Source organism: Kaistella chaponensis (assembly GCF_900156725.1).
Classification (GTDB): domain Bacteria; phylum Bacteroidota; class Bacteroidia; order Flavobacteriales; family Weeksellaceae; genus Kaistella; species Kaistella chaponensis.
Genome location: NZ_FTOI01000002.1, coordinates 1 through 13,413 on the forward strand (window position 1 = coordinate 1; position 13,413 = coordinate 13,413).

The window sequence follows — 13,413 nt, forward strand, 5'->3', positions numbered from 1 at the left end:
TAAGCCCTCTAGCGCCGATGGTACTGCGAAAGCGGGAGAGTAGGTCGCCGCCAGTTTTTTTTAAAGCTCATCAATTTATTTTGATGAGCTTTTTTATGTCCTTTATACAACAGTATAATCGGCAAAATGAACATGAAGGTTTTGAGAACAATTGTATAACATTTAAAATCTGATTTTCTTTTTACTCGTTAAACGAACGAGTAGGTTTAATAAATTCGATAAATTTTTCAATTTTTTGGTTGTAATTTTATCTTCGAGCGTCGCTTAAATTATATGCTCTTTTTAGCTTAAGATATCGATCAAATATTATCTATGCTGTTTTTTTCGGTGTCAAAGTATAGGTCTGCATTGGTTTGATAGCAAATATCAGAATCTAGCCAATAATTGATTTCTCTAAGATCTATTTTCAAAAATTTCAAGTAGGATTTTTTAGCGGTAAACTTATATGCTAAGTGTGAGAAAGCACTGGACATTCAATAAGTATTCAGCTAGTATTTGGAGTCAACATGTACGCATTTGTTCGATGACTTTGCAGTATCATTTTTTGCAATTAAATAGCTTTTAATAATATAATGATTTTAAACTACAATATATATTCTGGTGTTATTGTGTTTTATGGAATTTATCACGTTCATTACCACTAATGGAAAGAAGCTTAAACGGACCTGTTTCACAACTAAATCGCTGCGTTAATTGTAAATAGTGAAATTAGCAAATGCCATTTTCTTTAATTAAGAATTATAGATAGTTTTAATGATGAATTCCATCTTTTAAGTAAACAAGAATTAATTCATGTTAATGTCGAATCGAAATTCTATATATCTTGGAAATTCTATGATGATATAGCAGATAGCGGTAAAATTATAAAATTTGAATACTCCATTTCATTTAGAATCTGCTCAGAATTCCCCAATGTATTTTCGTATCTGCAAATTTTATGGAATTTCCGAACTCACTCCCATTTGAAAGCTGAAAGCTCATTAGTCCAATTGGTAGCACAAAATTGAAACCCAACCCGAAACTATAAATCTTCGGTTTCAGTTGTAAACTTTTATTATTGAATTCTCCATACTGACCGAAAACATCAAAAAATGCTTGTTCACCTACAAGATATCGGTACTCTGCAGTGGTATAATAATACAAATTCGCATAAATTGAATTCTCATTAAAACCCCGAAAAGAATTCCAACCACCGAAACGTAATAATTCATTGGCAACAAATTCATTTTTTGAGTTCAATAAGGCGGTTTCTCCACGTAAATTTAGATAATTATTCCCCGCAATATGAAAGTTTCGTTCTGCAGAAAACAAGAAATTATTTTGTATTACTGAAGCATTTTCTTTAGAATAATTCGTGGAAATATAATCAGCTTCTGCGCGAATCTTGGTTTTATGAAGAAAAAGACCGATTTCCGAGGGTTCTGTAAATTCGTACCAAAGTCCGATTCCTTGCTTGGTAAAGTCTTTTCCCTGAGTATATAGCGTGTCGATAATGGCAGAAGTTTCAAATCTGCCGCGAATACCTATTTTTTGTCTGCTCGATAAATGCAGATAAATACTCGGTAAAAATTTCACGGTGGCGAAAGTGGAGTCTTGTCTATAGATATTTACATTAATATTGGTTCCTAAATTGGATTTGAATAGATAAGGAATATCGGTTTGTAGATCAAAAGTTTGACCTTTATCTGGATTTCTTTGCCAAAAAACATTCACCGTTTCGAAGCGATTAAAGATATTTCGGAAATTAATATTTAAACTACCGTTGAAAGTGAATTTATTGGTTTTATCATTTCCAAAACCAATTACACCGTCAAAACTATTGGATTTCTTTTTTCTAAGGAATAAAAATACTTGCGTAGAATCTTTTGTAAATAGAGTTTGTGGTGGCTTGTCTAACAATAAAAAGGGATGATTTTGTAGAGATTGATTGATCGCTACTAAGTTTTTGTCATCATATCTTTTTCCTTGAAATTCTTTTTTCAAATTTTTAATGAATCTTACGGGTACTTTTTCATAACCTTTGATCACGAAAGCATCTATTTTTCGCTGGTTTCCTTTAATCACTGAGATTTCAATCTGTGGAATACTATTTTTCATTCCGCTGAATTTAGATTTCACACGGTTAAATGCATACCCTTGATTCCGGTATTTTTCATTAATAGTTTTCTTTAAAGAGTCCACGTTTTTGGTGAAAAACTCCGTTTTCAATTGAGAAAAGGTTGCAACTTCTGCCGGAACCGTGACTTGAGCTTGATTAAAGTTTTTGCCTTTATGGAAATAGATTTCGGTAATATTTTCTTTTTTTTCTACCTTCTTCACTTCTGTAAAAAAATAGTTGTTTTGCGAAAGCGAATCTAGAAATTTGACTGCAGAAAGGGAGTCTTTTACTACCGTTTTTTGATTGTTTTCAACATCGATGAGTTGATAGTTTTTTTGCTGAGCTTTAAACAAAACACAGAAGAGCAAGAGCAATATGGAGCAAGAAATTTTCAATAAACAGGTTCTTAATTGGAACTCAATTTACGTAAGTTTATTATATTTTGAAATTTATTTTTTCATTTGCTGCCGTTTCATTTGCGGCGAATTTAGACAAAATACGGAGTTTGAAATTTCAATTTTCGAGAGATCAGGATTAATTTTTTATCTTTAAACAATTATTAAAAATAATTTTAATTGAAAGAAGATATATTTAAATATTCATGAAAAAAATAGGCTTGTTTTTCGGTAGTTTTAATCCCATTCATATTGGTCATTTAATTTTAGGAAACTATATTTTGGAACATTCTGATATGGAAGAACTTTGGTTTGTCGTAAGTCCACAAAATCCGTTTAAAGATAAAAAGTCTTTGTTGAAAGATCATAATCGTTTAGATATGGTGCAACTTGCAGTGAAAAATTATCCTAAAATGCGTGCTTCAAATGTAGAGTTTGCTTTGCCAAAACCCAGTTACACCATTGATACGCTCACTTATTTACATGAAAAACATCCCGAATATTCTTTCTCCTTAATTATGGGGGAAGATAATTTAAACGGACTTTCAAAATGGAAAAATGCGGAAACTTTGATCAAAAATCATCAAATTATTGTTTATCCGAGGACTTTTGAAGGAGAAAAAAAAGATCATGAATATTTACAACACGAAAACATTTCTTTAATCAACGCGCCTATTGTAGAAATTTCTGCAACCGAAATTCGCAAGATGATCAAAGATGGAAAAAATGTGCGACCCATGTTACCGCCAGAAGTTTTCGATTATTTGGACGGGAGCAGTTTTTATAAATAATAAACAAAATTTCCTTTTTTAAATCTTTAAATTTGCAGAAGATCTCGATAGTAAATCTTAAATAATTCTACATGCAATTCATAGAAAATTTCTTTTCAAAATATTCCGACGAAAAATTAAGTCAGTGGTTTAAACAAGCCTGTGTTGCAGAAATGATTTCGTGGCTTTTTCTTTTCAGCGCCATGATTTGGATCCGTTATGAACACGATGCTCTTTTGCCTACGATTTACATTATTATCGTTGGGAACATTCATGGTTTATTTTTTAGCCTCTATCTTTTGCTGTTAATTCCGGCGAGAAGAATTTTTAAATGGGATGATGAAGATTTTGTCTTTGCTCTAATTTCTGCATTTTTTCCTTTTGCAACCATTTGGGTCGACAAAAAACTGGCTCGCTTTGATCGGGAGTAATTTCTAAAGTTCTAAGGTTTAAATCATTAATAAAAGAGTGGATATTTTTACTCTTTTTTTTGTTTTAGAGGTAATGATTTCCTTCCCATCGTTGTCTTTTATAAGTACTGCTTTACGATTGTAAAATTTTTTAATTTGATTATCAATTAGTTGCGAACTTAAATTAAATTATTTTACTACTTTGTATTGCATGATACTAAATAAATAGCATATCTTTGCAATGTAATACTACTAAAGAAAACTAATAACTACAAAAGGAGGAAGCAAAAACGAATAACCAAAACTAATAACCTCTTCTAAACTAATAACCTCGCTTCCTTCTTTTTCTTTTAAAAAAAATAACCATGAAAAAATTAATTGTTGCCCTTTCGCTCCTTTCCGGATTTTTTGCTTTTGCACAGGGAACGCAGAAAACAGATTCTACGAAAATTCAGAAAATTGAAGAAGTTGTGATGACGAAAAAAGTTTTCAAAAAAGAAAGCGACCGTTTCGTTTTTGATGTTGCCAATTCACCAGTTGCAAAGGGAAGTACCACTTTTGATCTTTTAAAACAAACTCCACTGGTTTCTACGACCGATGGAAAAACATTAAGAATTGCCGGGAAAAGCAACGCTTTGGTTTTTATTAATGGTAGAAAAACAAATATGGATACCGAATCTTTGGATCAGTTTTTAAAAAATACACCTGCAGAAAACATTCAAAAAATAGAAGTGATCACCGTTCCTGGAAGCGAATTTCAAGTAGAATCTTCCGACGGTATCATCAATATTATACTGAAGAAGAAAATGACCGATGGAACCAGTGGAAATATGAGAATGGCAAACAGCCAAAACAAAACCAACAGTACTTCTGCTTCTGTTTCTTTAAATTACAGAAAAGATAAACTCGGAATTTCCGGTACACTCAACACCAGCGAAAATATTGAAGTTCAATCGTATGAACTCAGAAATGGAAGCGCAAAAGCATCTACACAATCTACCGGAACAGTGCGCGATCCTAACAAAAATTTAGGAGGCTACATCAATGCAGATTATCAGTTGAATGATAAATCGAATATTGCATTCACTTGGAACACATGGGCAAACCGAAGCTATGATTCCCGAACAGATCTTTTCAATACCACCAAATCGATGGATGCAGCAAACAACAGCATCACCAATTATTCGATTACCAAAGGAAGAGAAAACGCCAGATCTTACAATAATTCCTTCAACCTTAATTATGAGTGGAAAATAGATGATTTGGGAAGTAAATTAAATGCAAACGCCTCTTTGCTTATTTACAGAAGATTCCAAAACAGCACGAATCAAACCATTGTTTCTGATGCCTTTCAAAATCCTGGTATTTTGTCCACAGAAATTGCGCAGAATTTGCCGCAACTCATCAATAATTTTTCCGCAAATACCGATTACATCAGAAAATTTAAAAATGATTTAACCGTTGCTGTAGGTGGAAATTTTAATACAACCAAAACCGATAACGACACTCAATACACCACAACCAATTTTCTAACGAATGACGTCGTGCAAGAGCCGAATCATTTTATTTATGATGAAAATATTTATGGACTTTATTTAACCGTTGAAAAAAAATTGTCAGAAAAATTCTCGGGTAAGATTGGTACGCGCTATGAAATTACAAACAGTTTGGGTACCTCCGACATCGCTCAAAACCCTGAATATAAAAGCATTGAAAGAAATTACAACAATATTTTGCCTTACTTAAGTTTCAATTATGCGGTGAATGACAAGAATAATATTTCTTATGCATTTTCCAGCAGAATGAGAAGGCCAAGTTTTTGGGAACTAAACCCTGTACGAAATATCCTGACCGAAAATAACTATATTCAAAATAATCCTTTCGTAAAAGCTTCCTCTGTTTACACGAATGAATTAACATACATGTACAAAAACTCTTACTTCCTGATTTTGAATCACAGTTTTTTCAAAGATAAAATTACTCAGGTTCCTTTGCAGCGCGATGTGGTGAAAGATGGAATCACCTATCAGGAACTGCGATATATCCGTACTAATTTCGGCGACAAACAGGAAATGTCTGCAATGTTGGGACTTCAAAAATCTTATTTTAAAGGATATTTATCGGCCAATTTCAATATCGGTGTTCAACACAATATCAACAACGGAAGGTTGAGTCAGGATCCTACAACAGGTGATCAGTTCAAAGAATTTCTTAATAATCTAAAATCAACCAGTTTAGTGATTCAAACCAATAACACAGTTCAGCTCGACAAAAAGAAAACTTGGTTTTTAGGGGTAAATTATTGGTACGTTGATCAGCAACAGATTGAAATCGGTTTACTTAAAAATTTAATGAGCCTTGATCTCGACCTTAAAAAAGTATGGAACGAATGGACTTTCAGCGCCGGAATTGAGGATGTTTTAAAAACCAATATTGTAGAAATTGAAAGCTTTCAGCAAGACGGAAGTTACAATTATGTAAAAAACAATGAGTTTAACCAACAATTCAAAGTCAGCATCGTCTATAATTTCGGAAACAAGAAAGTAAAAAAAGTACGCGACATTGAAGCGGCATCAGATGCGATCAAAAACAGAACCAGGTAAATTAAATTTTCATACCACTTATTAAATTAATAAAAATCCACATCGAATTGTTCGGTGTGGAATTTTTATTTTTAAGCGAGAGCAATTAGTCTTTCGGCAAGAAAACTTCCGCCAACATGCATCTTGCACTTCCACCACCATTTGTTTCAATCGTGTTTAAATCTGCATAGATAATTCCGCAGTAATTTTCAATGCGTTCAACTTGTAATTTAGTTAAAGATTTATAAGCTGTTTCGCTCATAACTAAAAACTTGTCGCCTTCTTCATTTTGAACCTGCAACATATTTCCTGCAAATTGCTGAAGTTGATCTTCAGAAATCTCGATGAGTTCCTTATTGCTTGATTTGATGACTTCCTGCACCTTTTCGCGCTCCATTTCATCATCGATACAGTCGAGGCAAATCACCACAAACTGTTCTGCAACACACATCATCACATTGGTGTGATAAATTGGTAATCTTTGATCACCCACATTTTGATAAGAATGAAAAACGATAGGAGTAAAGCCAAATTTCGAGCAGAAATTTCTAAATAATTCTTCATCCAAACGAAGGGAAACAGAGCCATAAGCAATTTTGTAATCGTGATCGAAAATCATACTTCCGGTTCCTTCCAAATATTTTTCTTCGTTCTCAAATGGGGAGAAATCTTCAACAGTATTAATTTTGAAACCTTCATCTTTCAGTCTTTCCAAGATTTCCGGGCGACGCTCAACTCTTCTGTTCAAGGCAAACATCGGATAAAGAGCGACTGTTCCATCCTCGTGAAAGCTTACCCAGTTATTAGGGAAAATAGAATCTGGGGAATGCGGATTCAAAGTATCTTTTACCGTGATGACATTGATTCCTTTCTCGCGAAGTTTTGCCGCGAAATTATTGAATTCCTGAAGGGCTTTTTCCTGAATATCGGTTTCCTTTTGTTCTTTTTGAAAGTAATTGTTTTCTGCGGTTTGGGAATTGTAACCGAAAGCAATCGGTTCTACCATCAAAACGGTTTTGGCTGTTTGCATGAATATTAAGTTTTAATCAGCATTGAGTTGCTATTGAGCAAAAATACTTAAATTTATACATAATAAAAAACCCATGTTAGAAATTGCCTGTTTTGAAATTACCTCTGCAGAAACTGCCATGAAATCAATGGCTGATCGCATCGAATTTTGTGCTCATTTTGAACTTGGTGGTACCACTCCCGATTTTTATGAGTTTTTGCATCTGAAAAGAACCTACAAAACTCCAATTTATGTCATGATTCGTCCGAAAGGTGGTCCGTTTTTTTATTCTGAAGCCGAATTTATTCAAATGAAAAGCAGCATCATCAGTTTTAAAGAAGCGGGTGCAGATGGATTTGTTTTCGGGATTTTAGATTCGCACAATGAAATAGATGAAGCAAAAAACGCAGAACTTCTGGAACTTGCCGGAGAAATCCCGTGTACTTTTCATCGTGCTTTTGACCGGACTTCGGATTTAGAAAAATCAATTGAGATTTTAATAAAATTAGGTTTCAAAACGGTGTTGACTTCCGGCGGGAAATCTGATGCCATACAAGGAAAAGAAAATCTGAAAAATCTAATCGAAAAATATGGTGACCAAATTGAAATTTTAATTGGTGGTGGAGTTCGGTCTGAAAATATTTCGGCTCTAAAAAAATTGACGGGCGGAACGAGTTTTCATTCTTCCGCGATTTTAAAATACGACACTTTTGTGACGGAAGGTGAAATAAAAAAGTTGAAACAGCTCAGTTCTTAAGCTAATTTTAGGAGCAACAAGATTTTCGCTTCTTATAAAACCTTGTCCCGCTTTTCATTCCAATTCCTCGCTCCTCCTTCGTCGTCACTGCGGGATTTCCATTACAATCAGGGCTAAAAGTCTAGGTGTTTTGTTGACTTTAATTAATGTTGTTGAAAGGCATATTATAATCAATTAGCATAGATTCTATGTTTTGAAACTCGTGTTCAAACTTAATTCTGTTACTACTGATATTATTCTTCAAATCTGCAAGATAAATTCCTGGTTCATATGTTTCTCCATAAACTTCTATTGGATTTTCTAAAACAAAAATCTTTAAAAAATTATGAATTTTATTATCTATGGAATAGCCATATTCTTTCAAAATTTCGGCAGAGAACTTTATAGGTTCTAGACTTTCAAAATTTATACTTTCACCATTGTCAAGAACAATTTCTGTAGGAGAAATTATAGAAGTTATATAACCTTGTTTAAATTTATTACCTACACATATTTTCGTTAGTTTTATATCTATCATTTTGTATTAAATTAAAATATTTTTAATATTTATGAATTATTCCCTCGCTAAAGGTAAAGTCGAACATCTCAACAATCCACCCATTTTCGAAATCTCACGGTACGGAATCTCTTCTACCGTCATTCCCCACTCATTTCGCAGGTGATTATTCAATCGGGTAAAAGAAGAATCGGACACGACGATTTCTGGTGAAATAGAAAAAATATTGGGATTCATTTCAAACATTTCTTGCTGCGTTACATGGAAACAGTTTTCTTCTCCAAAAATATCGATGAGCAAACTGTAATCGCTTTCATCTACAAATCCGTCTTTGTAGATGATGCATTTGTCTTTTCCAATCGGGTTAAAAGTACAATCGAGATGAAGGATTCCCTTGTAAGGATCGGTATCGTTTTTTTTCAGTTCAAGATCGATAATTCTTTTTTTGGGGAAGTATTCCTTTAAAATTTCGATCGCATATTCGTTGGTTCTGGCTGTTTTAAAATTGCGATAATCTTCGGAAAAACAAGTTCCGATAAACAGGAAATCATTCCAAACAATGACGTCGCCACCTTCGATATGAGCAGTATCTGGAAGATTGATGATTTTTTTCCAGCCGACTCTTGCAAAAATTTTGCGATAGGCATCTTGCTCATCATATCGATCCTGAATGATGTTTGAGATAATCATTTTGTCATCAATAACAAAGGCAACATCTCGCGCAAATACTTGGTTGTAATCATTGATTAAAGCGGGGCGATAAACTTCAACATCATGTTTTCGGAGGACTTTTTCGAATTCCGACATTTCATGTACAATTCCTTCTTCGGTGGGATAAATCCCATGTTCGAGAGAGTGGTAGCTTTTCGCGTCGTAACTGTCTTCTAGCGAATGTGGATGACCCATGGAATTGGGCATTCCGAGTACGACTGATTTTAGTTTTCCGGTTTCGTTGGTAATGTTGAGATTCATAAAAAAGTGATTGTCCCAAATTTAAACAAAGCATTTGAGTTGAGAAAATTTAATTAAGAATGAATTCGAATGTCAAATTATCGCATATAATGACAAAATGACATGGTGAGAAAATTGATTTTGGGAATAATGATCAAAAACAATCCTAATATCATTAAAATATTATAAATCTTGTTAATCTTTCGTTAAAATTGAAACAAAGTATTTCTTCCGAATACCTATCTAGCATTAAATTTGTTCTGTTACAAACAATAAGTTTTTATAAAATTATATGACGATGAAGAATACTCTAAAAAAACTAATACCTTACGCATTTGTAGGTGTAATCTCTGGAGCGACAACTTTCGGAGCGATTAATTATTTCAATGGGAATGCAGAAGATTCAGACTATTCTTATTTTGCACCAAAAACCAATGATGCAAAATTTGCTTCTTTTAATATGAGCGGAGTGGGCGAAGATTTTGTAAAAGCCTCAAAAATGACAGTTCCTGCTGTTGTGAGTATTAAAAATTACTCGAACAAAACTGCAGGCAGAAGTGAGCAGGATATGTTCGATTTGTTTTTTGGAAATCCTTTCGGAAACAATCAGCCTAAGCAACAACAACAGCAACCGCCAAAAGATATGCCTACAGGAATGGGTTCTGGTGTAATTATCTCACCCGATGGTTATATTATTTCTAACAATCACGTGATTGCAGGCGCAAGTAAACTAGAAGTGGTTCTTTCTAACAAGAAATCTTATGTAGCGAATTTAGTAGGAACGGATCCTACGACCGATATTGCCCTTTTAAAAATCGAGGAAAAAGGGTTGCCCTATTTAAATTTTGCCAATTCTGATAATGTAGAAGTTGGGCAATGGGTTTTAGCGGTGGGAAATCCCATGGGACTGAATTCTACCGTTACTGCAGGAATTGTATCTGCAAAAGGAAGAAGTATTGATCTCCTAAGTCAGCAATCGCGAACTCCTATTGAGAGTTTTATTCAAACGGATGCTGCAATTAATCCAGGAAATTCTGGTGGTGCGCTTGTTAATCCAAATGGTGAACTGATCGGTATCAATTCTGCGATTTCCTCTAAAACTGGTTATTATGAAGGATATGGTTTTGCAGTTCCAGCCAATTTGGCGAGAAAGGTCGTAGAAGACATTAAGAAATTCGGGTTGGTTCAAAGAGGTTTCTTGGGAGTAATGCCATTGGATCTTTCTGATCAAAGACAAGTTACTGCTTATAACCGCGAAAGAAAAACCAATATCAAAACAGGAGAAGGGGTTTATTTAACCGGCGTTTCTGCAAAAGGTGGCGCTGAAGATGCAGGATTAAGAAGCGGCGATATTATTACTAAAGTTGACAATACTGTAGTTTCCAGTTATTACGATCTATCTTTCGCGGTAGGAAGTAAAAGACCGGGAGATAAAGTTGCGGTAACTTATTTGAGAAACGGTAAAGAGGATATGGTAAATGTTACCTTAAAAGATCAAAACGGTGGAACTTCGACACGGAGTAAAGCAGATCTTTCAGTAGCAGAAAAAATTGGATCAGACTTTGAACCTTTGAGCGATAAATTTAAAACTGATTATGGTTTAACAAGCGGAGTTATTGCAAAAAATGTAGTTGAAGGCCTCGAAATGTCTAAAATTGGAATTGTAGATAATTATATTGTCATGGAGGTGAATGGTAAACCAGTAAACTCGCAGAAAGATGTAGAGAAAATTTTACAAGGATACAACGGAAATGTACAGGTAAAATATGTAGACGAATACGGTAGAATTACTACAAGAGGATTTAAAATGCCTTAGTGAAATATTTAAAATTACAAACAAAAACGCAACTGTTAAAGGTTGCGTTTTTGTTTGATAGCAAATTATTCGAATAAAATTGTTGCCTAATTAAAATAATATTTAGATATTTGTCTAAATAACTAAATGAATGAATTCTCTCATTAAAGCCCTTAATGACGAAACACGCAGACAAATCGTGGATCTATTGAAGAAGGAAGATATGAATGCCGGAGAAATTGCAGCGCATTTTAATATTTCAAAACCTAGTATTTCCCATCATCTCGATATTTTGAAACAAGCAGATTTAATTACGAGTGAAAAAAAAGGGCAGTTTGTAGAATATTCATTAAATACAAGCATTTTAGAAGATTTACTAACCTGGATCATCCACTTAAAAAAATAAACCATGAACCTCAAAAAAGAAATTCCACTACTCGCAATTTTGCTTCTACCTTTTTTGTACATCGCCTTCATCTGGAACAAATTACCCCACAAAATCCCGATGCATTGGAACATTGAAGGTGAAGTGGATAGGTATGGAGAAAAAATAGAAATCCTTCTCATCCCAATTATGCTGCCTATGTTTGTTTATTTTATATTTTCCGTAATTCCGAAAATTGATCCTAAGAAAAAACTAAATAACATGGGCAAAAAATTACAAACTTTGAAGTTTCTAGTAACTTCTTTAATGTCTGCTTTGGCTTTATTCATTATTTATTGCAGCCAAAATAAAACGGCCGCAAATCCGACTTTTATTTTCGTGTTTGTGGGTATTTTATATGTTGTTTTAGGGAATTATTTCAAAACAATAAAGGCCAACTATTTTATTGGAATAAGAACACCCTGGACTCTAGAAAGCGAATCTATTTGGAAAGAAACCCATTTGCTTGCAGGAAAATTATGGTTATCCGGTGGTTTATTGATTGTAATTTCGTCTTTGTTTTTAGATGAAAAATTTAATGTGGTGCTATTTTTAATTATCACGGGAATCATTACAATTATTCCGGCGATATATTCTTTTCTTCTTTTTAAAAGAGAAAGTAAAATTGGATAGAACTTTATAAATCAATTTGAAAGAACTTTTGTGAAATTAATTGTATAAAACCAGGTTAAAAATTTTCGAAAAAAAGGGAGTCTTAATTCTAGCCGCGATGGAAACGGCATCCTTTTTTGATATTGCGGTTGCATAAATCTTCTTCAAAGCATGTCACTTCGATCGCAATGGCAAAAAAGATACAGTGGACAGCGGGATGTGTTGATGTAAAAAGCTGAAATTTTATTGCTCCAAAAAAAAATCACCGCTTTTTATTTTGCAGACGTCTCAATTTTTTCTTCTTGCGTTCGTAGATGATTTCGGTGATCTTTCCTCCCATCCAAGCGCAGGGAAAGAAAGTGAGGAAAATTGAAATTTTATAAAAAGTAGGGTGATAAGGAAAGATAATAATGTCTAACATCGCGATAAAAAGTAAAATAAATCCAATTAAAATCGCATAGGCAACTTTCGCATATTTTACGAGTATTGCAGTGACAACTCCTCCCACTGTGGCTCCAATTCCCGAGGAAATAAGAAGCGCTACAAAAAAATAAGGTTTGTGTTCCATCGATTGCAGCAAAGATTTCCAATGCTTAAATGGAGCGTATTCCTGATAGGTAATCCAAGAGGAATTTAACCTTACTCCTAAAGAAATAAGGATTCCTGCAACAGCAAGACCAACCAGAACTGCAAAAGTATTTCGAAGGAAATTCATTTAAAATTGATGTGCAATCATTGAAATTTCTATATCCACATTTTTTGGTAAACAGGAAACCTGTACCGTTTCTCTAGCCGGGAAACTCTCTGCATCTAGATAAGACGCATAGATGTCATTCACCACGGCAAAATCATCCATGTCTTTTAAAAATATGGTGGCTTTAACCACGTTTTTAAAGGTCATACCAGCTTCTGTTAGAATCGCTTCGAGGTTTTTCATTACTTGGTGCGTTTCTTTTTCAATCCCTTCTACCAATTTCCCGGTCTCCGAATTGAAGGGAATTTGTCCCGAGATGTAAAGAATTCCGTTGGCAAAATTTGCCTGAGAATAGGGTCCAATAGCAGCAGGAGCTTTCGAGGTAGAAATGATTGTTTTCATAATGACTTTATTGGGCAA

General features: G+C 34.0%; 13 protein-coding genes. 7 read left to right on the forward strand and 6 right to left on the reverse strand.

The features are described from left to right. Positions 1-888: 888 nt before the first annotated feature. A complete protein-coding gene (locus BW932_RS02040; protein ID WP_076384884.1) occupies positions 889-2,493 on the reverse strand; it encodes a BamA/TamA family outer membrane protein in 1,605 nt (534 codons plus the stop codon). Between the two features lie 206 nt (positions 2,494-2,699). On the opposite strand from BW932_RS02040, the gene nadD reads away from it, so the two are divergent. From nadD to BW932_RS02055, 3 genes are all read left to right on the forward strand, one after another. Next, positions 2,700-3,284 carry a nicotinate (nicotinamide) nucleotide adenylyltransferase gene (nadD, locus tag BW932_RS02045; protein ID WP_076384886.1) on the forward strand — a complete coding sequence of 195 codons (585 nt, stop codon included), beginning with the start codon at positions 2,700-2,702 and terminating at the stop codon, positions 3,282-3,284. Between the two features lie 71 nt (positions 3,285-3,355). Continuing rightward, positions 3,356-3,694: a DUF3817 domain-containing protein gene (locus BW932_RS02050; protein ID WP_076384887.1), complete on the forward strand. Its 339-nt coding sequence runs from the start codon at positions 3,356-3,358 to the stop codon at positions 3,692-3,694. Positions 3,695-4,038: 344 nt separating this feature from the next. Beyond that, positions 4,039-6,276: a TonB-dependent receptor domain-containing protein gene (locus tag BW932_RS02055; protein WP_076384889.1), complete on the forward strand. Its 2,238-nt coding sequence runs from the start codon at positions 4,039-4,041 to the stop codon at positions 6,274-6,276. A gap of 85 nt (positions 6,277-6,361) precedes the next feature. Here BW932_RS02055 and ctlX read toward each other — a convergent pair whose 3' ends face one another. Next, the gene (gene ctlX, locus BW932_RS02060; protein ID WP_076384891.1) at positions 6,362-7,285 is read right to left on the reverse strand and encodes a citrulline utilization hydrolase CtlX; all 924 of its coding nucleotides are present in this window, start codon (positions 7,283-7,285) and stop codon (positions 6,362-6,364) included. Positions 7,286-7,358: 73 nt separating this feature from the next. On the opposite strand from ctlX, the gene BW932_RS02065 reads away from it, so the two are divergent. Further along, a complete protein-coding gene (locus tag BW932_RS02065) occupies positions 7,359-8,021 on the forward strand; it encodes a copper homeostasis protein CutC (RefSeq protein WP_076384893.1) in 663 nt (220 codons plus the stop codon). 139 nt (positions 8,022-8,160) lie between these two features. Here BW932_RS02065 and BW932_RS02070 read toward each other — a convergent pair whose 3' ends face one another. Next, positions 8,161-8,538, reverse strand: coding sequence for a hypothetical protein (locus BW932_RS02070; protein WP_076384895.1), 378 nt, complete (start codon positions 8,536-8,538; stop codon positions 8,161-8,163). A 36-nt stretch (positions 8,539-8,574) separates the two neighbouring features. After that, positions 8,575-9,489, reverse strand: coding sequence for a dimethylarginine dimethylaminohydrolase family protein (locus BW932_RS02075; RefSeq protein ID WP_076384897.1), 915 nt, complete (start codon positions 9,487-9,489; stop codon positions 8,575-8,577). A 277-nt stretch (positions 9,490-9,766) separates the two neighbouring features. Between BW932_RS02075 and BW932_RS02080 the strand changes: the two genes are divergently transcribed. The 3 genes from BW932_RS02080 to BW932_RS02090 all read left to right on the forward strand — a co-directional run bounded on the left by BW932_RS02080 (position 9,767) and on the right by BW932_RS02090 (position 12,320). Next, a complete protein-coding gene (locus BW932_RS02080; RefSeq protein WP_076385446.1) occupies positions 9,767-11,284 on the forward strand; it encodes a trypsin-like peptidase domain-containing protein in 1,518 nt (505 codons plus the stop codon). A gap of 130 nt (positions 11,285-11,414) precedes the next feature. After that, positions 11,415-11,669 (forward strand): autorepressor SdpR family transcription factor, encoded by a 255-nt coding sequence (locus BW932_RS02085; RefSeq protein WP_076384899.1) that lies wholly within the window; start codon positions 11,415-11,417, stop codon positions 11,667-11,669. 3 nt (positions 11,670-11,672) lie between these two features. Further along, the gene (locus BW932_RS02090) at positions 11,673-12,320 is read left to right on the forward strand and encodes an SdpI family protein (RefSeq protein ID WP_076384901.1); all 648 of its coding nucleotides are present in this window, start codon (positions 11,673-11,675) and stop codon (positions 12,318-12,320) included. Between the two features lie 241 nt (positions 12,321-12,561). Here the strand turns inward: BW932_RS02090 and BW932_RS02095 are convergent, their stop codons facing one another. Together BW932_RS02095 and BW932_RS02100 are read right to left on the reverse strand one after the other, a co-directional pair. Further along, positions 12,562-13,014, reverse strand: coding sequence for a hypothetical protein (locus BW932_RS02095; RefSeq protein ID WP_076384903.1), 453 nt, complete (start codon positions 13,012-13,014; stop codon positions 12,562-12,564). Then, positions 13,015-13,395, reverse strand: coding sequence for a RidA family protein (locus tag BW932_RS02100; RefSeq protein WP_076384905.1), 381 nt, complete (start codon positions 13,393-13,395; stop codon positions 13,015-13,017). It abuts the gene before it with no gap. Positions 13,396-13,413 lie beyond the last annotated feature (18 nt).

Excerpts from the sequence above, each read along its gene's own strand:
- BW932_RS02065 (WP_076384893.1), top strand. The coding sequence starts at position 7,359 with ATGTTAGAAATTGCCTGTTTTGAAATTACCTCTGCAGAAACTGCCATG.
- BW932_RS02050 (WP_076384887.1), top strand. The coding sequence starts at position 3,356 with ATGCAATTCATAGAAAATTTCTTTTCAAAATATTCCGACGAAAAATTA.
- BW932_RS02085 (WP_076384899.1), top strand. The coding sequence starts at position 11,415 with ATGAATTCTCTCATTAAAGCCCTTAATGACGAAACACGCAGACAAATC.
- BW932_RS02055 (WP_076384889.1), top strand. The coding sequence starts at position 4,039 with ATGAAAAAATTAATTGTTGCCCTTTCGCTCCTTTCCGGATTTTTTGCT.
- BW932_RS02100 (WP_076384905.1), bottom strand. The coding sequence starts at position 13,395 with ATGAAAACAATCATTTCTACCTCGAAAGCTCCTGCTGCTATTGGACCC.
- BW932_RS02090 (WP_076384901.1), top strand. The coding sequence starts at position 11,673 with ATGAACCTCAAAAAAGAAATTCCACTACTCGCAATTTTGCTTCTACCT.
- BW932_RS02080 (WP_076385446.1), top strand. The coding sequence starts at position 9,767 with ATGAAGAATACTCTAAAAAAACTAATACCTTACGCATTTGTAGGTGTA.
- BW932_RS02095 (WP_076384903.1), bottom strand. The coding sequence starts at position 13,014 with ATGAATTTCCTTCGAAATACTTTTGCAGTTCTGGTTGGTCTTGCTGTT.
- nadD (WP_076384886.1), top strand. The coding sequence starts at position 2,700 with ATGAAAAAAATAGGCTTGTTTTTCGGTAGTTTTAATCCCATTCATATT.
- BW932_RS02075 (WP_076384897.1), bottom strand. The coding sequence starts at position 9,489 with ATGAATCTCAACATTACCAACGAAACCGGAAAACTAAAATCAGTCGTA.
- ctlX (WP_076384891.1), bottom strand. The coding sequence starts at position 7,285 with ATGCAAACAGCCAAAACCGTTTTGATGGTAGAACCGATTGCTTTCGGT.
- BW932_RS02070 (WP_076384895.1), bottom strand. The coding sequence starts at position 8,538 with ATGATAGATATAAAACTAACGAAAATATGTGTAGGTAATAAATTTAAA.